This is a genomic window from Methylobacterium goesingense, assembly GCF_022179225.1.
Classification (GTDB): domain Bacteria; phylum Pseudomonadota; class Alphaproteobacteria; order Rhizobiales; family Beijerinckiaceae; genus Methylobacterium; species Methylobacterium goesingense.
The window spans coordinates 38,534-58,014 of the sequence record NZ_BPQL01000080.1 but is presented as its reverse complement, the minus strand read 5'-3'; the positions used below and the strand labels follow the sequence as shown (position 1 = coordinate 58,014).

The 19,481-nt window shown below is 70.8% G+C and carries 18 protein-coding genes and 1 tRNA gene; 15 read left to right on the top strand and 4 right to left on the bottom strand.

Annotated features, from left to right (window positions below; all coding sequences use genetic code 11):
- Window positions 1-12 precede the first annotated feature (12 nt).
- Complete coding sequence (locus tag MFF30_RS15170; protein WP_238280221.1) at window positions 13-543, bottom strand: 2'-5' RNA ligase family protein; 531 nt, start codon at window positions 541-543, stop codon at window positions 13-15.
- A gap of 98 nt (window positions 544-641) precedes the next feature.
- Here MFF30_RS15170 and MFF30_RS15165 point away from each other — a divergent pair, with 98 nt between their 5' ends.
- The 8 genes from MFF30_RS15165 to MFF30_RS15130 all read left to right on the top strand — a co-directional run bounded on the left by MFF30_RS15165 (window position 642) and on the right by MFF30_RS15130 (window position 6,863).
- Window positions 642-1,613 (top strand): alginate O-acetyltransferase AlgX-related protein, encoded by a 972-nt coding sequence (locus MFF30_RS15165; protein WP_238280220.1) that lies wholly within the window; start codon window positions 642-644, stop codon window positions 1,611-1,613.
- 76 nt (window positions 1,614-1,689) lie between these two features.
- Complete coding sequence (locus MFF30_RS15160) at window positions 1,690-2,682, top strand: glutathione S-transferase family protein (RefSeq protein WP_238280219.1); 993 nt, start codon at window positions 1,690-1,692, stop codon at window positions 2,680-2,682.
- A gap of 50 nt (window positions 2,683-2,732) precedes the next feature.
- Entirely contained in the window at window positions 2,733-3,239 is a 507-nt protein-coding gene (locus tag MFF30_RS15155; protein ID WP_238280218.1) for a hypothetical protein, read from the top strand.
- A gap of 178 nt (window positions 3,240-3,417) precedes the next feature.
- Window positions 3,418-4,311 carry a thioredoxin gene (trxA, locus tag MFF30_RS15150; RefSeq protein WP_238280217.1) on the top strand — a complete coding sequence of 298 codons (894 nt, stop codon included), beginning with the start codon at window positions 3,418-3,420 and terminating at the stop codon, window positions 4,309-4,311.
- Between the two features lie 28 nt (window positions 4,312-4,339).
- Window positions 4,340-5,008, top strand: coding sequence for an LON peptidase substrate-binding domain-containing protein (locus tag MFF30_RS15145; protein ID WP_238280216.1), 669 nt, complete (start codon window positions 4,340-4,342; stop codon window positions 5,006-5,008).
- A gap of 44 nt (window positions 5,009-5,052) precedes the next feature.
- Window positions 5,053-5,259, top strand: coding sequence for a Trm112 family protein (locus MFF30_RS15140; RefSeq protein WP_238280215.1), 207 nt, complete (start codon window positions 5,053-5,055; stop codon window positions 5,257-5,259).
- 14 nt (window positions 5,260-5,273) lie between these two features.
- The gene (locus MFF30_RS15135) at window positions 5,274-6,269 is read left to right on the top strand and encodes an asparaginase (protein ID WP_238280214.1); all 996 of its coding nucleotides are present in this window, start codon (window positions 5,274-5,276) and stop codon (window positions 6,267-6,269) included.
- A gap of 198 nt (window positions 6,270-6,467) precedes the next feature.
- A complete protein-coding gene (locus MFF30_RS15130; RefSeq protein WP_238280213.1) occupies window positions 6,468-6,863 on the top strand; it encodes a hypothetical protein in 396 nt (131 codons plus the stop codon).
- A gap of 56 nt (window positions 6,864-6,919) precedes the next feature.
- Here the strand turns inward: MFF30_RS15130 and MFF30_RS15125 are convergent, their stop codons facing one another.
- Both MFF30_RS15125 and MFF30_RS15120 read right to left on the bottom strand, forming a co-directional pair.
- Entirely contained in the window at window positions 6,920-7,279 is a 360-nt protein-coding gene (locus tag MFF30_RS15125) for a SpoIIAA family protein (RefSeq protein ID WP_238280212.1), read from the bottom strand.
- A 53-nt stretch (window positions 7,280-7,332) separates the two neighbouring features.
- Entirely contained in the window at window positions 7,333-9,588 is a 2,256-nt protein-coding gene (locus tag MFF30_RS15120; protein ID WP_238280211.1) for a primosomal protein N', read from the bottom strand.
- A 128-nt stretch (window positions 9,589-9,716) separates the two neighbouring features.
- Between MFF30_RS15120 and MFF30_RS15115 the strand changes: the two genes are divergently transcribed.
- From MFF30_RS15115 to MFF30_RS15100, 4 genes are all read left to right on the top strand, one after another.
- Window positions 9,717-10,808, top strand: a complete 1,092-nt coding sequence (locus MFF30_RS15115) for an ABC transporter ATP-binding protein (protein ID WP_238280210.1) — start codon at window positions 9,717-9,719, stop codon at window positions 10,806-10,808.
- A 138-nt stretch (window positions 10,809-10,946) separates the two neighbouring features.
- Window positions 10,947-11,969 (top strand): extracellular solute-binding protein, encoded by a 1,023-nt coding sequence (locus MFF30_RS15110; protein WP_238280209.1) that lies wholly within the window; start codon window positions 10,947-10,949, stop codon window positions 11,967-11,969.
- 45 nt (window positions 11,970-12,014) lie between these two features.
- Window positions 12,015-13,778, top strand: coding sequence for an ABC transporter permease (locus MFF30_RS15105; RefSeq protein WP_238280208.1), 1,764 nt, complete (start codon window positions 12,015-12,017; stop codon window positions 13,776-13,778).
- Window positions 13,779-13,792: 14 nt separating this feature from the next.
- Window positions 13,793-13,867: transfer RNA gene (locus MFF30_RS15100), tRNA-Val, on the top strand.
- A gap of 225 nt (window positions 13,868-14,092) precedes the next feature.
- Here MFF30_RS15100 and MFF30_RS15095 read toward each other — a convergent pair.
- The gene (locus tag MFF30_RS15095; RefSeq protein WP_238280207.1) at window positions 14,093-14,356 is read right to left on the bottom strand and encodes a hypothetical protein; all 264 of its coding nucleotides are present in this window, start codon (window positions 14,354-14,356) and stop codon (window positions 14,093-14,095) included.
- 296 nt (window positions 14,357-14,652) lie between these two features.
- Between MFF30_RS15095 and MFF30_RS15090 the strand changes: the two genes are divergently transcribed.
- The 3 genes from MFF30_RS15090 to MFF30_RS15080 all read left to right on the top strand — a co-directional run bounded on the left by MFF30_RS15090 (window position 14,653) and on the right by MFF30_RS15080 (window position 19,463).
- Window positions 14,653-16,050, top strand: a complete 1,398-nt coding sequence (locus tag MFF30_RS15090; protein ID WP_238280206.1) for a cytochrome P450 — start codon at window positions 14,653-14,655, stop codon at window positions 16,048-16,050.
- A 1-nt stretch (window position 16,051) separates the two neighbouring features.
- Window positions 16,052-18,415 (top strand): putative bifunctional diguanylate cyclase/phosphodiesterase, encoded by a 2,364-nt coding sequence (locus MFF30_RS15085; RefSeq protein WP_238280205.1) that lies wholly within the window; start codon window positions 16,052-16,054, stop codon window positions 18,413-18,415.
- A 67-nt stretch (window positions 18,416-18,482) separates the two neighbouring features.
- Window positions 18,483-19,463, top strand: coding sequence for a DNA-3-methyladenine glycosylase family protein (locus MFF30_RS15080; RefSeq protein ID WP_238280204.1), 981 nt, complete (start codon window positions 18,483-18,485; stop codon window positions 19,461-19,463).
- The last annotated feature ends 18 nt before the right edge of the window (window positions 19,464-19,481 follow it).

Below are 19,481 nucleotides of genomic sequence, written 5' to 3'. Positions count from 1 at the left end.
CTCGCAAATCCATCATCCGAACGTGAACGTGGCCCGGCGCTCCCAAGGCCCCCCGAGGTAGCGCCAGAGCAGCAGGCCCGGCGCGGTGAAGCGGAAAGGCGCGAAATCCGCCTCGAGCTCGGCGTGCAGCGCGCGGGCCGTGGCGGGATCGACCTTGTTCTGGACCGTGACGTGCGGGCGCCAGCCCTGGCGGTCCTGGGCGGTCAGGCCCTCCTCCAAGGGCTCGAACTGTTCGACGAGGCGCGCCCGGAAGGTGGTCAGCGCCTCCGAGGCCAGGACGTAGGCGACCCCGCGCCCGGTGAAGCGCAGGCCCGTCACCGCCACCTCGGGGGGTGCCTGGGCCCGCGACAGGGCCGCGAGGGTCTCGACGATGCCGGGCTCGCATGGGCCCGGCAGGTGGTGGAACAGGGTGGCGTGCGCCGGGATGTGGTTGAGGGCCTTCGGAAAGTGCCGGCGACGCAGCCCGTCGAAGCGGGCGAACGTCTCCGGGTCCATCGCGAGGGTCAGGATCAGCGGATCGGGGGTGGGGGTCGGCTGTGTCATGCCGTGGGGAGATGGCGCGCGGCGCCGCCCGATCCAGGCTTCGGTATGTCCGGGCACGCGGCCTGTTCAGGGTCCCGTCGGGCCGCTAGAGAGCGCCCATGCGACGCAAACACCTGGACTTCGTGCATGTGGGCCGGGACGGCTGGCTCTTCCTGATCGGGGGTACCAACGGCGTCCTCGACCAGTACCGCGTGAGCTTCACCCGCTGGTGGCTGCTGCGCGGCTGGCGCCGGCTGATCGGGACGCGCGCCACCCGTGCCCAGGCCCTCGGCATCCGCTACCTGCACGTCATCGTGCCGGAGAAGCTCTCGGTCTACGACGACCGCGCCGGCGATCTCGCCTACGATCCCCGGCGCTCGCCCGCCCGGGCGCTCGCCCGGCGGCTCATCAACCATCCGGCCTTCGTCGATCTGCTGGCCCCGCTGCGGGCGGCGCGCAACGGCCCCGTTCCGCTCTACCACCGCACCGATACGCACTGGAGCTACGACGGCTGCCTGCTTGCCTACCGGGTCCTGATGCGGGCCTGCGGGGCCGTTCCCCCCGCCGGCCTCGACGCGCGCGAGCGCTACGAGATCACCTCCGTGCGGGACCTCGGCTCGAAGATTCCGGAGGCACCGGTCGAGACCACGAGCCAGGGCGTGATCGATATCCTGGCCCGCCGCGTCTACGCGAGCCCCCTCGTGGAGGCCTACGAGGACGCCGGCCGGGCCCCCGACCTCCATATCGGCGCCCATGTGCGCTTCCGGAACGAATCCCCGCAGGCCGATCCCCGCACCGTCGTGCTGTTCGGGGATTCCTACGCGCATTTCGCGCCGATCATGCTCAGCGGCCTGGTCGCCGAGACCTTCCGCGAGGTGCACTTCATCTGGTCCTCCAGCATCGACTGGGGCTACGTCGCCGCCGTGAAGCCGGACCTGCTGCTGTTCGAGATCGCCGAGCGCTTTCTCGTCCGGCTGCCCGACGACACCTTCGACATCGCGTCCTACCAGAAGGGCGAGCGCCTCGCCGAAGCCGCGCCGGCGCCGGTCGCCGCGCCGGCCATGGCCGAGGGGGTGGCCGCGCAGGGTTGAGCGCCCATCTTGACCCTGAACGGGGCTGGGACGACCGGGGCGGCCCGGCGCCGGGATCGGACGGGGAACATCGGACATGGGACTGCTCGTCGACGGAGCCTGGCAGGACAGCTGGTACGACACCAAGGCGAGTGGCGGCCGCTTCCGGCGCACCGACGCCAAGTTCCGGAACTGGATCACCGCCGACGGCTCCCCCGGTCCGAGCGGGGAGGGCGGGTTCCCGGCCGAGGCCGGGCGCTACCACCTCTACGTCTCGCTCGCCTGCCCGTGGGCCCACCGCACCCTGATCGTGCGGGCCCTCAAGGGCTTGGAGGAGGCGATCTCGGTCTCGGTGGTCGATCCGCATATGGGGGCGGAGGGCTGGGTGTTCGGCGATTCGCCCGGCGCCACGCCCGACACCGTCAACGGCGCCACCCGCCTGTACGAGGTCTACCTGAAGAACGATCCCGGCTTTACCGGCCGCGTCACCGTGCCGGTGCTATGGGACAAGCGGCGCGGCGTCATCGTGTCGAACGAGTCGGCCGAGATCGTCCGCATGCTGAACGGCGCTTTCGGGACCGGGGAATCCGACCTCTACGCGCCCGACCTCTACCCGGCCGACCTCGCGGGCGAGATCGACGCGGTCAACGCCCGGGTCTACGACGCCGTCAACAACGGGGTCTACAAGGCGGGCTTCGCCACCGGGCAGGACGCCTACGCAGAGGCCTTCACCGCGTTGTTCGCCGAACTCGACGCCCTGGAGGCCCGCCTCGACGCGGCGCGCTACCTCTGCGGCGACCGGCTGACGGAGGCGGACATCCGCTTGTTCACCACTCTGGTGCGGTTCGACGCCGTCTATGTCGGGCACTTCAAGTGCAACCGGCAGCGCATCGCCGATTATCCCAACCTGTCCAACTACCTGCGCGACCTTTATGCCCTGCCGGGGGTCGCCGGGACGGTGAACCTCACCCACATCAAGCGGCACTATTACGAGAGTCATCCGACCATCAACCCGACCGGCATCGTGCCGCTTGGGCCCGCCCTCGACTTCGCGGCGCCGAACGACCGCGCAGCCCGCTTTCCGGCTTGAGCCGGGAGCCGGCCCCTCGACAGATCGGCGCCCAGCCTTACATCGGAACCATGACGCTGCTCCCGACCGCCCGCCTTCTCCTCCTCGCGACCCTGCCCGCGCTCGCGGCCACATCCGTATCGGCCCAGACCGCCGTGAAGCTGGAGGGCCGCTGCGAGAAGCTCGTGATCGCCGGCAAGGACGTGACCGCCTCCTGCAAGAACACGCTGATGAACACGGTCTCGCGCAACCGCACGAGCTTCGACTTCGCCGCCGAAGGGCGCGCCCTGAGCTTCAGCGGCAACGGCGCCCAGCAGGAGCGCACCGAGGAGACCGACCCGCTCCAGCCCATCAACCTCGTGATCCCGAGCGAGACCACGAAGGACGGCGTGGTTCAGGGCCCCCTGGTCGCCGTCGGCGCCTGCGCCTTCAGCACGCCGGAGCCGGGCAAGACCGCGATCACCTGTGAGGCGAACGCCGCCAAGGGAACCTACCAGGGCACCTTCGTGACCGATGCCAAAACGCCCGGTTCCAAGACACCGGGCACCGAGGCCGGTGGGACCGCACCGGCCCGCTAGGGCCGTCTCGCATCGACGGCGTCGGCCGCCCAAAGGGCAGAACGCGGGTGATCGAGGCGATTGCGTGTGGACGTCCGCTCTGGTCCGAGCGCACGGAGTTCCCATCTCTTGACGCAGGACGGGACGGACGGACAGACCGGACCCTCCGACGGATCCAAACGAAGGCCTTGAGGACGTTATGCTGAACGATGCGCCGATGCCGGGCGAGACCATCAAGGACGTGACCACGGCGAGCTTCCGCCAGGACGTCATCGCCGAGTCGATGCAGCAGCCCGTGCTCGTCGATTTCTGGGCGCCCTGGTGCGGCCCGTGCAAGCAGCTCGCCCCCGTGTTGGAGAAGGTGGTCGCGGGCAGCGCCGGCCAGGTGAAGCTCGTCAAGATGAATATCGACGAGCATCCCTCCATCGCCGGTCAGCTCGGCATCCAGTCGATCCCGGCCGTGATCGCCTTCGACAAGGGCCAGCCGGTGGACGGCTTCATGGGCGCGGTGCCCGAGGCCCAGATCAAGGAATTCATCGCGCGCCTCGCCGGTCCCGCTGGCCCGACGCCGATCGAGGCGGCCATGTCCGAGGCCGAGGCACTTCTCGGGACCGGCGACGTCGCGCAAGCCGCGCAACTCTACGCCGCCGTGCTCTCCGAGGAGCCCGAGAACGTCGACGCGATCGCGGCGCTCGCCAAGATCCAGCTCGACCTCGGGGACATCGAGAACGCCAAGCAGCTCGTGGCCATGGCCCCCGCCGACAAGGCCTCCCATGCCGGGCTCGCCAGCGTGCGCGCCGCGATCGAGCTCGCGGAGCAGGCGGCGGCGCTCGGCGACCTCGGCGCCTTCCAGACCCGGATCGAGGCCGACCCGAACGACTTCCAGGCCCGCTTCGACCTCGCGCTCGGCCTCAACGGCCGCAACATGCGCGACGAGGCGGTGGACCAGCTGATCGAGATCGAGCGCCGGGATCGGACCTGGAACGAGGGCGCTGCGCGCAAGCAGCTCCTCACCTTCTTCGAGGCCTGGGGCCTGATGGACAAGGCCTCGATCCGTGGGCGGCGACGCCTCTCCACCCTGGTCTTTGCGTGAGGCCGCGAACGAACCGCAGGGGAACACGATGAGCACGCATGCGGGCTACAAGGGACCGGCCGATTGCCCCGGAGTGATTCCGGTGTTCCCGCTGCCCGGTGCGCTGCTCCTGCCGCGCGGACAGATGCCGTTGAACATCTTCGAGCCGCGCTACCTCGCCATGATCGACGACGCCCTGCGGAGTGACCGGATCATCGGCATGATCCAGCCGGACGTGGAGGCGGGCTCGTCGCCGATGACGCCGAAACTCTTCCGCGTCGGCTGCGCCGGCCGGATCACCCAGTTCGCCGAGACCGGGGACGGGCGCTACCTCATTTCCCTGACCGGCATCGCGCGGTTCCGGGTTGAGAGCGAGCTCGCCACCACCACCCGCTACCGCCGCTGCCAGGTTTCCTACGACGACTTCGCCACGGATTTCGAGGCGCGGGCCGGCGAGGAGGCGGTGGACCGCGAAGGGGTGCTGAAGGCTCTGCGCGACTTCGTCGAGGTCAACGACCTCAAGGTCGACTGGGCCGGCATCGAGGAGGCTCCCAACGAGGCGCTGGTGAATGCGCTGTGCATGATGAGCCCGTTCGGTGCCCGCGAGAAGCAGGCCATGCTGGAGGCTCCCGATCTCAAGACGCGGGCCGAGGTCTTGATCGCGGTGACCGAAATGGAGTTGGTGCGCGGGTCGGGTTCCGAGCCGACGCTGCAGTAGTTTTTCGATACGGCAGTAGTTTTTCGATACGGAAGGACACCCCCATGGCCGATGACACCCCGAGCCCCGTCGAGGCCACCCGCGTCGACCCCAAGCTCCTCGAGCTTCTCGTCTGTCCGCTGACGAAGGACACCCTCGAGTACGACGCCGCCCGGCAGGAACTGGTGAGCCGCTCCGCCCGCCTCGCCTATCCGATCCGGGACGGCATCCCGATCATGCTGCCGGAAGAGGCGCGCGCGCTGACCGATTGAGCGGCCTCCGCGGCATGTCCGATCGACCGACCATCGCCATCGTCGCCACCGGCGGCACCATCGCGATGAAGCACGATCCCATCACGGGCGCGCCGGTTCCCGCCCTGACGGGGGCCGACCTCGTCGCCGCGGTGCCGCGCCTGTCCGACCTTGCGCGGATCGAGGTGCTGGAATTCGCCAACGTGCCGAGCGCCTATCTGGGCCCGGCCCTGTGGCCTGATCTCAGCCGCGCGGTGGCGGGCCTGCTCGCGCGGCCGGAGATCGCGGGCGCCATCGTCCTGCACGGCACCGACACCCTGGACCAGACCGCCTATTTCCTGGACTTGACGCTCGCGAGCGACAAGCCGGTGGTGGTAGTGGGCGCCCAGCGCAACGCCTCCGAGGCGGATGCGGACGGCGCGCGCAACCTGCTCAACGCGGTCCGGCAGATCCTGGCCCAGGGCGCGCGCGAAGACCTGCGGGGGTTGGGCGTCACGGTAACGCTCAACCACAACATCAACGCCGCCCGCGAGGTGCGGAAGTCTCACACCAACAACGTCGAGACCTTCAATTCCGGCGAGGCCGGCTTCCTCGGCCATATCGACGAGGACCGGGTGGTCTTCGCCCGGAAGTCCCTGCGCCGCCAGACCCTGCCGCTGCCCGACCGGCTTGCCCGGGTCGACCTCGTGGCGATGGCGGCCGGCAGCGACGGTCGCCAGCTCCGCCACGCGGTCGCGGACGGCGCCGAGGGCGTGGTGATCGCCGCCTATGGCTTCGGCAACGTCAACGAAGCCCTCTACGACGCGGTGGTGGAGGCGATTGCGGCCGGCGTCACGATCGTGGTGGCGAGCCAGGTTCCGCACGGCCGGGCGCTCCCGGTCTACGGTTTCAAGGGCGGCGGTGGCACGCTGCGGGCTGCCGGCGCGGTCTTCGCCGACGATCTCACGCCCGACAAAGCGAGGGTTCTGGCGCTGCTGGCACTGCCCATCACCCGCGACCGCCAAGCATTGCAAGCGTATTACGATCGGTAACGCCAAGCTTCGGCCTGGTCATGGCCCGTTCAGACGCCTTCGGCAATAAGTTTCGACGTTCGATTGTGGGTGCCTGTCACAATCCTGCCGCTTCGGCGGGTATGCTCGTCGCACTCTCACTCGATCGTCTGCTTGAGAAGCCGTTGCGCCGCCCTGCGGGCGCGGCTGCGACGGACGCTGTTTGCCGAAGGATGATGCATGTCCAAAGTTGCGGTGGTTCTGGCGCTCGGAGCCGGCCTATCCTCGCCCGCGATGATCCCGGCCGCCGCCCGTGACGGTGGAAACTTCAACGGGGCTTGGTCGGTGGAACTCGTCACCGAGAGCGGGATGGTCTGCGACAGCCGCTACACCTACGCGGTCTCGGTGCAGGAGGGGCAGGTGCGCCTCACCTCCGCGTCGGCCGGCGCCACCCTGAACGGACGCGTCGGGCCGGACGGCACGGTGGGTCTCAACGTCTCGAACGGTACCGCCTCCGGCGCGGTCTCGGGTCGTCTCCAGGCCCAGACCGGCGGCGGCACCTGGAAGGTGTCGTCCCTGTGCTCGGGGCGCTGGACGGCCCGGCGCCAGACGACGCGGACCGCCCAGGCGGAGTAGCGCCGAAGTCCGGAACCCCGACGGGGTTCCGTCTTCGGTCAGGCGGCCGCTTTGGCTCAGGCGGCTGCGAGCCACTTGCGCGCTTCGTCGATATGCGCGCGGTCGAAGGTCTTGATCTGGGCGGGCGAGACCTTGCCGAAGGTGTCGGCGATCATCCGCAGCCAGGACGCGTCCGTCACCAGGGCGACGTGGCTGACGCCCTTCATCATGGCGAGGCCGAAGCGTGGGTCCTTGAAGAAGGCGGCCGGCTCCATGCCCTTGAAATCGCGCACGTCCTCCAGGAGCTTGAGCTTGCCGCCCTTGTCGAGGTCGGCCTGCATGGCGGTGATGACGGTGTTCATCTCGGCATCGGTGATCTGGCCGTCGACCACAATCTCGGCGACGCTCGAATCCGGCTTCTTGGTGTAGGTCAGCACGTGGGGCACTCCTCAGGGGGTCGAACGCGACCCGAGCGAACGTCGTGCCAGCGTTATAGGAAACTCTGCGGGTCCACGTCGATGGCGACCTTCACGTTGCCGCGAATCTTCGGGCCGCGCGCCAGCCACGCCCGCAGGTAGGTCTGCAGGTCGATGGACCGCTCGGTCTTCACCAGCAGTCGGAACCGGTAGCGGCCGCGGATCAGCGCCAGGGGCGCCTCGGCCGGGCCGAGCACCATCACGCCGTCGGGCGGCTCGGCGGCCCGGGCCAGCGCCTGCCCGTGGGCCTCTGCGACCTCGCGCTCGTTCGCCGAGACGATGAGGGCGGCCAAGCGCCCGAAGGGCGGCAGGCCCGCGGCCTCCCGGGCGCCGATCTCCTCCTCGTAGAAGCGCTCCGAATCGCCCGAGAGCAGCGCGGCGATCACCGGATGATCAGGCTGGTAGGTCTGGAGCAGGGCGCGCCCCGGCTTCTCGCCGCGCCCGGCCCGGCCGGTCACCTGTTGCAGCAGCTGGAAGGTGCGCTCGGCCGCGCGGGGATCCCCGGAGGTCAAGCCGATATCGGCGTCGAGAACGCCCACCAGGGTGAGGTGCGGGAAGTTGTGGCCCTTGGCGACGAGCTGCGTGCCGATGACGATGTCGCAGCCGCCCTCCGCTACGGTCTGGAGTTCGGCCCGCAGGCGCTCGGCTCCGCCGGGGAAGTCGCTCGACAGCACGATGACGCGCTTGTCCGGGAAGAGCTCGGCCACCTCCTCGGCGATGCGCTCCACTCCGGGGCCGCAGGGTGTGAGGTTGTCGAAGGTGCCGCATTCCGAGCAGGATTCCGGGCGCCGTTCCGCGTAGCCGCACTGGTGGCAGACGAGCGCCCGGCGGAAGCGGTGCTCCACCAGCCAGGTCGAGCAGTTGCGGCACTGGTAGCGGTGGCCGCAGGCCCGGCACAGGGTGAGCGGTGCATAGCCCCGCCGGTTGAGGAAGAGGAGCGCCTGGTCGCCCGAAGTCACGGTCTCCCGCACGGCCGCCACCAGGGCCGGGGCGATGAAGCGCCCGCGCTCAGGCTTGTCCGCGCGCATGTCGATGGCGGCGATGTCGGGCAGGCGCCGCCCCCCGAAGCGCTCCGGCAGGGCGATGCGCCGGTAGCGCCCGCGCTCGGCATTGACCCGGGTCTCGATGGAGGGCGTCGCGGAGGCCAGCACCACCGGGCAGTTCTCGATCCGCCCGCGTACCACCGCCATGTCGCGGGCGTGGTAATGCACCCCGTCCTCCTGCTTGTAGGCGGCCTCGTGCTCCTCGTCGACGACGATGAGGCCGAGATCCGCGAAGGGCAGGAATAGGGCCGAGCGCGCGCCCACCACCACGGCGATCTCACCCGCCGTCACCCCGGCGCGGATGCGCTCGCGGCGCTTGCCGCCCACGCCCGAGTGCCAAGCCGCCGGGCGCGCGCCGAAGCGCTCGGCGAACCGGTCGAGGAACTGCGCGGTCAGCGCGATCTCTGGCATCAGGATCAGCGCCTGGTGGCCGCGGCGGACGCAATCGGCCACCGCCTCGAAATACACCTCCGTCTTGCCCGAGCCGGTGACGCCCTCCAGCAGCACCGTGGGCGCCTTCGCCTCGGCCCCCGGCGGCGGCACCTTGCCGTCGGCGGCGGCTGCCGGCAGAGGGTCGCCGATGGCGTCCGTGGGCGGCGGCGCGTCGGGGGCGGGGTTCATCAGCGCGACGAGTTCCCGCACCGCCGCCTCCTGCGCCTCCGACAGGGGCACGCGGGCGTGGTCCGGGTCCGGCGGCTGGGCGACGGGCTCCGGCGCCAGGGCCACCGCCTCGAGGGCGCCGTCGTCGATGAGGCCGTCCACGACGCTCAAGGAAACGCCCGCTTCCTTGGCCAGGGCACTCTTGCCCCGCATCGCCCCGTCGGCCGCCACGGCCAAGACCTTGGTGCGCGCGGCCGTCGGCCGGGCCGGGGCCTTGCCGGAGGCGCGGACGCCGACCCGGATCGTCTCCGTGAGGGCCGCCTCGTCGGGCAGGCGCAGAGCCATGGCCAAAGCCGAGCCCTTCGGCGCCAGGGTGTAGCGGGCAAGCCAGTCCACGAGTTCGCGGAGCGCATCGGGCAGGGCCGGCACGTCGATCCGGCCGGTGACCGGGCGCAGGTTCGAGCCGCCGGGGCTCTGGCGCACGCCCCAGACCACCCCCACGGTCTCGCGCGGCCCGAGGGGGATCTGCACCACCTCGCCGACCGAAAGGTCGAGCCCGGCCGGCACGGCGTAGCTGTAGGCGCTATCCAGCGCCAGCGGGATCAGGATCTCGGCGACGCAGGGCATCGGTCGGGGCTTTGACGGAACATAACCGGAATATAGGTGCAACTGGACGTCAACGCGATGGTGCTCGCAGATTGCCTCTGGGGCGCATTGGCTTCTAAGCAGCGCAACCCCGCACCGCCCCGGATCCGATGACCCATCCCGCCGAGCCCTCAGCCGACGTACCGCCGCGCCTCGACCTGCGCGGGATCGGGCTGCGCTTCGGCGCAGTGCGGGCGCTCGCGGATGTCTCGCTCCAGGTCCGGCCCGGCGAGATCCTCGCGCTGCTGGGTGATTCCGGCTGTGGCAAGAGCACGCTCCTGCGGGCCATCGCCGGGCTGGAGCAGCCGGAGACCGGCACGATCCGCCTCGACGGCACCCTGGTGAGCGAGGACGGCCGCGGCGTCGCCCCCGAGGCGCGCGGCGTTGGGTTGATGTTCCAGGACTACGCCCTGTTCCCCCATCTCACGGTGGCGGAGAACGTGCGCTTCGGCCTCCATGGCAAAAGCCTCCAGGGCAGATCCGCCGCCGAGGCCCGCGCCATCGCGCAGGCGCGGCTGGAACAGGTCGGCCTCGCCGACCGGGCCAGGAGTTATCCCGGCACGCTCTCGGGCGGCGAGAGCCAGCGCGTGGCGCTGGCCCGCGCCCTGGCCCCGGGGCCGCGCGTCCTCCTCCTCGACGAGCCGTTCTCGAATCTCGACCGGCGCACCCGCGACCAGGTCCGCGACGACACCCTGGCGGTCCTGCGCGCCAGCGGCGCCACCACGCTCCTCGTCACCCACGACCCCGAGGAGGCCCTGGGCTTCGCCGACCGCATCGCCCTGATGCGGCGGGGGCGCATCGTGCAGGTCGGCACCGGGCCGGAGCTGTATCGTCATCCCGCGACGCGCTTCGCCGCCCGCTTCTTCGGCGACCTCGTCGAGATCGGCGGGACCTGCCGCGCCGGCATCCTGGCGACGCCGTTCGGCCCGGTCCCCGCGCCGGGCCATGCCGAGGGCGCCGCCGTCACTCTGTGCCTGCGCCCGGAAGCCATCCGTCTCGGCGCGCCGGGGGCGTCCCTCAGGGCCGTGGTGCGGGCGCGCCGCTTCCTCGGGGCCGCCGCTCTCCTCACCGTGTCGGCGGAGGGCGTGCCCGAGCCCCTGCGCCTGCCCGTGCCGGCGGACGACCCGCGTGAGCCTGGGGATACGGTCGGCCTGAGCCTCGACCCGGCGCACGGTTTTATTTTTGCGAGCGAGGCGGATTAAAACACAGGCCCGGGGCGAGCTTCAGTTCGACCCGGAGCAATAGTTTCGAATTGTTTTAAGTCCAAAACATCGTGCTTGTGTTTTCCTCGCCGATGCTTCTGAACACCCGCCACGTTTTGACGAAAGGGTGTCGGCGCCATGGCGGTTGGGATCAAGGCAATCGGGTTCGCGGGGCTCGCGCTGGCCGCCCTCATCGGGACGGCGTCGGCGGCCGAAGTGAACCTCTACACCACCCGTGAGCCCGGCCTGATCCGGCCCCTGCTCGACGCCTTCACCGCCAAGAGCGGCGTCACCGTCAACACCGTTTTCGTCGAGAAGGGGCTCGCCGAGCGCGTGGCGGCCGAGGGCGCCCGGGCGAAAGCCGACGTGCTGATGACCGTCGACGTCGGCAACCTCATCGAGCTCGTCGACCGCGACCTCGCCCAGCCGGTACGCTCGGGTGTGCTGGAGGCGGCGGTGCCCGCGACCCTGCGCGATGCCGAGGGGCGCTGGTTCGCCCTCTCCATGCGGGCCCGCGTGCTCTACGCCGACAAGGACCTCGCCGACCTCAAGGCCATCACCTACGAGGGATTGGCCGACCCGAAGTGGAAGGGTGGCCTCTGCCTGCGCTCGGGCCAGCACCCCTACAACACGGCGCTCATCGCCCACCACCTCGTCAAGCACGGCCCGGAGAAGACCGAGGCCTGGCTGCGGGCCCTGAAGGCCAACCTCGCCCGCAAGCCCGCCGGCGGCGACCGTGACGTCGCCCGCGACATCCTCGCCGACACTTGCGAGATCGGCCTCGGCAATTCCTATTACGTCGGCCTGATGCGCTCCGGCCGCGGCGGCCCCGAGCAGCAGAAATGGGGCGCGGGCATCAAGGTGGTGATGCCGACTTTCGCGGGCGGCGGAACCCACGTGAACATCTCCGGCGCGGTGGTGGCCAAGAACGCCCCCAACCGCGACGAGGCGGTCAAGCTCCTCGAATACCTCGTCTCCGACGAGGCCCAGGGGCTCTACGCCAAGGCGGATTACGAGTACCCGGTGAAGGCCGGCGCGCCGATCGACCCGCTGCTCACGGAGCTGGGACCGCTGACGATCGACGCCGTGCCGTTGGTGGAAATCGCCCGCAACCGCAAGGCGGCGAGCCTCCTCCTCGACACGGTGGGCTTCGACAACTGAGGGCTGCCCACGACCCGGTCATCGGAAAACGCATTTGAGACCAGCATGACCGGGGCCGTCCCCGCCCTCCCGCTCACCGGCCGCCCGCGCGGCCTCGCCTGGAGCGCCGCCGCCCTGGCGCTCTGCGCCCTGGTGCTGAGCCCGGTCGTCGCCCTCGTGGTCGCGGCGGGGGACGGGATCGGGGCCGGTGGGGCGCTGTGGCCCCACCTCGTCGCCCACGTGCTGCCGCAGGCCCTGCGCGACACCGCCCTGCTGCTGGCGGGCGTCGGCGTGCTGGTGGTGGTCCTCGGGGCAGGATCGGCCTGGCTCGTGGCGGCCTACGAATTTCCCGGTCGGCGCCTGTTGGAGGCCGGGCTGCTGCTGCCGATGGCGGTGCCGACCTACATCGTCGCCTTCGCGTATCTCGACCTGATGCACCCGATCGGCCCGGTGCAGACGACCCTGCGCGACCTCCTGGGGCTGACCCGGCCGCGCGATCTCGTGCTGCCCGAGATCCGCTCGCTGCCCGGCTGCATCCTGCTCCTCGGCTTCGTGCTCTACCCCTACGTCTACCTGCCGACGCGGGCGCTGTTCCTGATGCAGGCCGCCAACCTCATCGAGGCGGCGCGGATGCTCGGGCGCCGGCCCTCCGCCACCTTCCTGCGCGTCGCCCTGCCGATGGCGCGCCCGGCCATCGCCCTGGGGGCGAGTCTGGCCCTGATGGAGGCCCTGAACGACATCGGCGCGGCGGAATTCCTCGGGGTGCGCACCCTCACGGTCCAGGTCTACGCCACCTGGGTCAACCGCTCGGACCTCGCGGGTGCTGCCCAGATCGCCCTCGTCATGCTGGTGGCCGTCGTCGCCCTGGTGGCCCTGGAGCGCTGGGCCCGGGCCGGGCGCGGGTTCTCGGGGGGCGCCCAGCGCCCGCGCCGCCTCGCCCGGCAACGCCTGACGGGCCTGCGCGCCGGGGCCGCCCTGGCCCTCGGGCTCGTGCCCGTGGCCGTCGGCTTCGCGATTCCCGCGAGCTACCTCGTGCTCTCCGCGCTCCGCCGGGTCCGGCGCAGCGGCCTGCCCGAGACGATCCTTCCCGAGATCGGCAATACCCTGCTCTATGCCGGGGTCGCGACCGTGATCGCCGCCGCCATCGGCTTCGTGGTGGCGGCGGGCCCGCGCCTCGTCCCGCGCTGCTGGGGTGAGGCGCTGATCCGGGTGGCGAGCCTCGGCTACGCCCTGCCGGGCGCGATCCTGGCCATCGGCCTCCTCGGGCCCCTGGCTCTCGCCGACAGCGCCCTCTCGGCCGGTACGACGCAGATCTTCGGGGTTGCCCCGGCCCTGATCGGGCTCGGTACAGGGGGCGCCCTCGTCACCGCCTACCTCGTGCGCTTCCTGGCCGTCAGCATCGGCACCTGCGAAGCCGGCCTCGGCCGGGTGCCCCGCAGCCTGCCCGATGCCGGGCGGATGCTCGGGCGTGGCCCCGGCGCGACCCTGTGGCGAGTCCAGCTTCCCCTGGCCTGGCCGGCGGTGCTCAGCGGCGCGCTCCTGGTCTTCGTCGACTGCGTCAAGGAGTTGCCCGCGACCCTGCTGCTGCGCCCCCTCAACGTCGAGACCCTGGCGACCCACCTCTACGGCGAGGCCGCGCGCGGCACCTACGAGGACGGGACCGTGGCGGCCCTTCTCATCGTCGCCGTCGGGCTGGTGCCGGTGGTGATCCTCCTCCGGCTCGGAACCCCGCGTCAGGAACCTGCCGGGAATCAGGACCTTTCCGGGAAACAAGAACCTGCCGGGAATCATGCGGATCAACGCTTGACGCCGCCGCGTCTGTCGCCCTAGAAGGCCCTCGGTCCGGGTGCGTAGCTCAGCGGGAGAGCATTCGCTTCACACGCGAAGGGTCACAGGTTCGATCCCTGTCGCGCCCACCATTCCTTTCGAAGCCAGCCCGCCGCTTCGACGCTACTTCCTAAACATCATCATCCGTGGATCGGGCTGCCGGCTACAGTCAGGCAGCCGAGACCTTGTTGCGGCCTGGGGCTGCTCGATCGCCGCCCCGCCTTCACTGGTCCGGCGCGCGGCTGGTGATCCGCCGATGCCGCGGATCACCAGTGAGCCGTCGCGGGTTCAGGCCCGGCCGACGGCGCGTTTCAGCATTAGCGCAGGTCGGCCGAGCGCGTCGCGGCTTTGCCGCGCGTTCCCCCGTCGAACACACTCCGGCAGCCGGCGCTGAGGCTCGCGCGGTTGACCTTCATGCAGGAGACGATCGCGGTCCGGTCGGGAACCGCGGTCAGGCACAGCCGCATGACGTCGCCCCGGCAGAGGGCCGCCTGCTCGTCCTCATTCGCGCCAGCGGCTCCGGCGGTGAAGGCCGGCAGGGCAAAGCATGCCGCGAGAGCAATACGGCCGATCATGTCCATCTCCACGTCCCGAACACGGGTTGGGTCGGCAGGAAGCCGACCAGCTGGGGTTGGGAATGCGAACGGCGAAGGTAAGTTCCTCGCACGACGGGGGGCCATTCCGGGCCCGCGAGGCTGGTGTGTGCAGCGAGCGTTAGTAAAGCGTGTTTTGAAACAATCTGCCGCATTTGATGCAATGCGTCTGATTTGAATTCAAGAAGTTCTTGGCTGATCCAGTGACAAGAAAAGGGACGGTAAGGTTTTCGAAAGCATTCGCGTACCTTGTAAAGAGATCGATGGAATTCAGCAGGGCACGCGTGACCACGGCCGTTTCCAAACTTCCCGTAACCGTCGACGGCGCGGCCTCGCTGCGCACGCTACTGAGCGAGGCCGGGCGTGCTCCGGGCGTGCTCTGGACCATGCTGCGCAGCATGGTCGATGCCTGGCCCGACGAGGTCTACACCCGGACCCTGGTCGAGACCCGGCTGCTCGGGCAGCGCACCGCCTTCGTGGTCGACCCGGCGCTGATCCGCACCCTGCTGGTCGACGAGGCCAACAGCCTGGAGCGCGAGGCCTTCGTCACCCGGGCCCTGGCCCCGGCCCTCGGCTGCGGGCTCCTCACAGCCGATGGTGGATCGTGGCGCGCGCAGCGCCGGACCGCCGCGCCGATGTTCCGCCCCGAGCGCGTGCGCGACTTCGTCCCCGCCATGGCCGCAGCCGCGCAGGCGACGCGGTCGCGCTGGCTGGCACGCCCGGCGGGTGCGGGCGCGTTCGACCTGTCCACCGAGATGATGCGCACCGCCCTCGACATCATCCTGGCCACGATGACCTCGGGGGAGGGGGGCCTCGACGAGATGCGCTTCGGCGCCGCCATGGAGGACTACCTCGGCCAGACCAACTGGAAGATGGCCTACGTCATGTTCGGCGCTCCCGCTTGGCTGCCCCATCCGGGTGCCCGCCGGGGCGCGCTGGCGGCACGCGAACTGCGTGCTGCGGCCGCTGCGCTGATCGCGGCAAGGCGGGCCCGGGGCGGCGGCGGCAGCGACCTCCTCGGCCTCCTGCTGAACGCCCGCGATCCCGTCACCGAGGCGCCGATGGCCGAGGCCCTCCTCGTCGACAACCTGCTCACCTTCGTGGCGGCCGGCCACGAGACGGTGGCTCTCGCGCTGACCTGGCTGTTCCGGCTGCTCGCCGACCATCCGGCGGTGGAGCGGCGCATCCTCGACGAGATCGCCCGCGTCGGCACCGATTTCGCGGGCGATCCGGGCCGCCTCGACGCACTGGTCTACACGCGCCAGGTGGTGCTGGAGGGCATGCGGCTCTATCCCCCTGCGCCGCTGATCGTGCGCCGGACGACCCGTGACATCCGGCTCGGCGACACGGAGATTCCGGCGGGCCGCTCGGTCCACGTGCCGATCTACGCCCTGCACCGGCACCGCCTTCTCTGGGACCGACCGGACGCGTTCGATCCGGACCGTTTCGCCCCGTCCGTCCACGCGGCACGGGACCGCTACGCCTATCTGCCCTTCGGCGCAGGACCGCGCGTCTGCATCGGCATGGGCCTTGCGCTCCAGGAATGCCTCGTCATCCTGGCGACCCTGCTTCCCGCGTTCCGGCTGTCCCCGACGCGGCCGGGGATGCCCGAGGCCCGTTTCCGCGTCACCCTGAGGCCCCATGGCGGAATGCCGATGGTGCCGACCCGGCGGGTGGGGTGAGATGCGTATCGCCCGATACTCGCTGCCCTGGCGCCGCATGAAGGCGCCGGCCCCGGTGCCCCAACGCGACAGGGCCGCCTTCTCGACGGAGGAACGCGACCGCTTCGAGACGCAGGCCGAACTGCTCAACGAGACCCTGCAAATGGCCAACTACTCGGCCGTGACGCACCTCGCCGTCGTCTTCGCCCTGGCCTACATGTTCTGGGATAGCGCTTCGCGCCTCTATCTCGTGGGGCTGATGGCGACGATCTCGCTCATCATCGCCGCGACCCTCGGCACGACCTGGTACTACCGGAACACCTTCCGCAGCGAGGTGACGGAGACCGCCGTCCAGCGCGGCTCCTGGATCTCCAAGGCGCTCGCCCTTGCCCTGGGCCTGACCTGGGCCACGATGCCGGCGATCCTGATCCCGCCCGCCGATGGCGGCCACCGCATGGTGGCGGTGGCGGTGACGGCGGGCCTCATCTCCGATGCCTATGTGGTGGGGCCGTTCTTCTCGGTGGCCTTCCTGCTCGCGGCTCCGATTGTCGTCGGCGGGTTCATCGGCCTGGCCGGCTGCGACGCGCCCTTCGGCGCCTACGTGTCCGTCCTGCTGGTGATCTACGCGCTCTTCATCTGGTTCAGCGTTCGGCGCATGTCGCTGCTCTCCTACCAGCGCATCTGGCAGCGCGTGGTGATGCAGCACCAGGGTGAAACCATAGGCCTGCTGCTCAACGACTTCGAGGAAGGCGCCAGCGACTGGCTCTGGGAGACCGACCCGGACGGACGCCTGCGCCAGGTCCCGGCCCGCATGGCCGCCACCCTCTCGCGGGACCCGGCCAGCCTGCAGGGCGAATCCCTACTCGCCATCCTGGCCGACACGGGTCAGCCGGATCACGCAACGGCGCTGCGCACCGCCATGGCGATGCGCGAGCCGTTCCACGAGCAGGCCGTACGCGTGTCCGGCGCCCACGGGACGCGCTGGTGGAACCTCAACGGCAAGCCGGCCTTCGACCGCTACGGCGGCTTCCTCGGCTACCGGGGAGTCGGCTCCGATATCACGGTCAGCCGCGAGGCCCAGGCCCGCATCGCGTTCCTGGCCGGGCACGACACCCTCACCGGCCTGCCGAACCGGGACGCCTTCCAGGATGCGATCCAGGCCGTCTATCACGGCGGCGAGCACCCGGAGACCCCGACGGCCCTGCTCTGCCTCGACCTCGACGGCTTCAAAGCCGTCAACGACAGCCGGGGCCACGCCGCCGGGGACCTCCTGCTGGCGCGCGTCGCCGGGCGCCTCGTGCGCCTGACGGAGGGGCGTGCGCGCAACTTCCGCCTCGGCGGCGACGAGTTCGCGATCCTGTATCCGGGCGCGGGTCCGGAGGCGGCCGAGCATCTGGCCCGGCAGGTGATCGCCGAGATTCGCCGGCCCTACCAGATCGGCGTGTCCCTCCTCGAGGTCGGCGTCAGCATCGGCATCGCCCACGCCCCCCGGGACGCCCAGGATCCGGCGGCCCTGCTCGGCCGCGCCGATCTCGCGCTCTACAGCGCCAAGGCCGCCGGAAAGGGCTGCTGGTGCAGCTTCGACGTCTCCTTGGAGGATCGCGGGTTCCGCCAGCGCCAGCTCGATGCCGACATGCGCCTGGCGCTGAGGTCCGGCGAGATCGCCCTGCATTACCAGCCCCTCGTGGACCTGAGGAGCGAGCGCGTCGTCGGTCTCGAAGCCCTGCTGCGCTGGAACAAGCCCGGGGAAGGCTGGATCTCGCCGACCGAGATTATCACCATCGCGGAATCCACCGGTTTCATCATCGAGATCGGCCGCTGGGCCCTGCGCCGGGCCTGCCTCGATGCGCGGTCCTGGCCGGGCCTGCGGGTCGCGGTGAACATCTCGTCGATCCACGTGCGCCGTCTCGACTTCCACGACGAGGTCGCGGCGATCCTGGCGGAAACCGGCCTGGCTCCCGAAGGCCTTGAGATCGAGATCACGGAATCCGTGCTGCTCGACCGCGAGAGCGAGGTTCTCACCAACCTGAAGCGGCTGCGCGCCCTCGGCGTACGGATCGCCCTCGACGATTTCGGAACCGGGTATTCGAGCCTGAGCTACCTGACCGACTTTCCCTTCGACAAGGTCAAGGTCGACCGCTCCTTCGTGCGCGACCTGCAGGTACGCCCCGAGAAGATCGCGGTGATCGAGGCGATCGTCACCATGGCCCGCGCCCTCGCGATGGATGTGACGGTGGAGGGCGTCGAGACGCGCCAGCAGGAGGCGGTCCTGCGCCACAAGCAGTGCGGCACGGCCCAGGGCTTCCTCTACAGTCCGGCCCGTCCGGCAGCCGAGATCCGCGACCTCGTGCGTCGCCTCGACACCCGGAAGGCCTCGGTCGCCTGACGCGGGCCCGCGGGTGCCGCGCCCCGGCCGAATGTGCGATGATCGGGGCCGAGCCGGGCATCGGGCCGTGACCACGCATCTGCGCCTTCCCTTCACGCCACCCTACGACTGGGCCGGGCTGCACGCCTACCTGGCGGCCCGCGCCATCCCGGGCGTGGAACTGACCCGTCCGGGCCTCTATGCCCGGAGCGTGGCGCATGGGGGCGTGCACGGAACCCTGCGGGTGATGCTGGCGCCGGACGACGCCCTGCTGGCCACGCTGGACCTGCCCGTGGCGATGCCGGATCTCGCCGCGCGCCTCGGCCGTCTCTTCGACCTCGACGCCGACCCCCTCGCGATCGGCCGCGCCCTCGGGCGCGATCCGTTCCTGGCGGCCCGCATCCGGGAGCGCCCCGGCCTCCGGGTGCCGGGCGCCTGGGACGCCTTCGAACTCGCGGTACGGGCGATCCTCGGCCAGCAGGTCTCGGTCGCCGCCGCGACCCGCTTGGCCGGAACGCTGGTCTCGGCCTTCGGCACTCCGCTCGCCCGGCCCGGCACCGAGCCCGGCCTCACCCATGTCTTTCCGGCCGCCGAGGTCCTGGTCGAGGCCGATATCGCCCGCGTTCTCAACATGCCCCGCGCCCGTGGAACCGCCATCCAGGCCCTCGCGGCCGCCACCCTCGCCGAGCCGGATCTCCTGGCGCCGGGGCAGGGGATCGCAGCGGCGCGTGCGCGCCTCACGGCCATCCGGGGCATCGGCGACTGGACGGCCCAGTACATCGCCATGCGGGCCCTGCGCGAGCCGGATGCCCTGCCCACCGGTGATATCGGGCTGCTGCGCGCCCTCGCGGAGCCCGTCGGGCGTCCCACCGCACGGGAATTGGAGGCGCGCTCGCAGGCCTGGCGTCCGTGGCGGGCCTACGCCGTCCTCCATCTCTGGGCCCATGACGCCGCGCGGGGTGCGGGCGGCCCGGAACGGGAAGCACTGTCGGAATCCCGACCGCAGTCGATTGCGGAGCAAGAAGCGGGATGCGCGGAGGCGGCGGCGGGCGCCAAGGTGGAGCCATGAACCGGGGCACCCGAGCAG

Bases quoted from the DNA above. Each gene is read 5' to 3' on its own strand.
- MFF30_RS15170 (WP_238280221.1), bottom strand. From the start codon at position 543: ATGACACAGCCGACCCCCACCCCCGATCCGCTGATCCTGACCCTCGCG.
- MFF30_RS15165 (WP_238280220.1), top strand. From the start codon at position 642: ATGCGACGCAAACACCTGGACTTCGTGCATGTGGGCCGGGACGGCTGG.
- MFF30_RS15160 (WP_238280219.1), top strand. From the start codon at position 1,690: ATGGGACTGCTCGTCGACGGAGCCTGGCAGGACAGCTGGTACGACACC.
- MFF30_RS15155 (WP_238280218.1), top strand. From the start codon at position 2,733: ATGACGCTGCTCCCGACCGCCCGCCTTCTCCTCCTCGCGACCCTGCCC.
- trxA (WP_238280217.1), top strand. From the start codon at position 3,418: ATGCTGAACGATGCGCCGATGCCGGGCGAGACCATCAAGGACGTGACC.
- MFF30_RS15145 (WP_238280216.1), top strand. From the start codon at position 4,340: ATGAGCACGCATGCGGGCTACAAGGGACCGGCCGATTGCCCCGGAGTG.
- MFF30_RS15140 (WP_238280215.1), top strand. From the start codon at position 5,053: ATGGCCGATGACACCCCGAGCCCCGTCGAGGCCACCCGCGTCGACCCC.
- MFF30_RS15135 (WP_238280214.1), top strand. From the start codon at position 5,274: ATGTCCGATCGACCGACCATCGCCATCGTCGCCACCGGCGGCACCATC.
- MFF30_RS15130 (WP_238280213.1), top strand. From the start codon at position 6,468: ATGTCCAAAGTTGCGGTGGTTCTGGCGCTCGGAGCCGGCCTATCCTCG.
- MFF30_RS15120 (WP_238280211.1), bottom strand. From the start codon at position 9,588: ATGCCCTGCGTCGCCGAGATCCTGATCCCGCTGGCGCTGGATAGCGCC.
- MFF30_RS15115 (WP_238280210.1), top strand. From the start codon at position 9,717: ATGACCCATCCCGCCGAGCCCTCAGCCGACGTACCGCCGCGCCTCGAC.
- MFF30_RS15110 (WP_238280209.1), top strand. From the start codon at position 10,947: ATGGCGGTTGGGATCAAGGCAATCGGGTTCGCGGGGCTCGCGCTGGCC.
- MFF30_RS15105 (WP_238280208.1), top strand. From the start codon at position 12,015: ATGACCGGGGCCGTCCCCGCCCTCCCGCTCACCGGCCGCCCGCGCGGC.
- MFF30_RS15095 (WP_238280207.1), bottom strand. From the start codon at position 14,356: ATGGACATGATCGGCCGTATTGCTCTCGCGGCATGCTTTGCCCTGCCG.
- MFF30_RS15085 (WP_238280205.1), top strand. From the start codon at position 16,052: ATGCGTATCGCCCGATACTCGCTGCCCTGGCGCCGCATGAAGGCGCCG.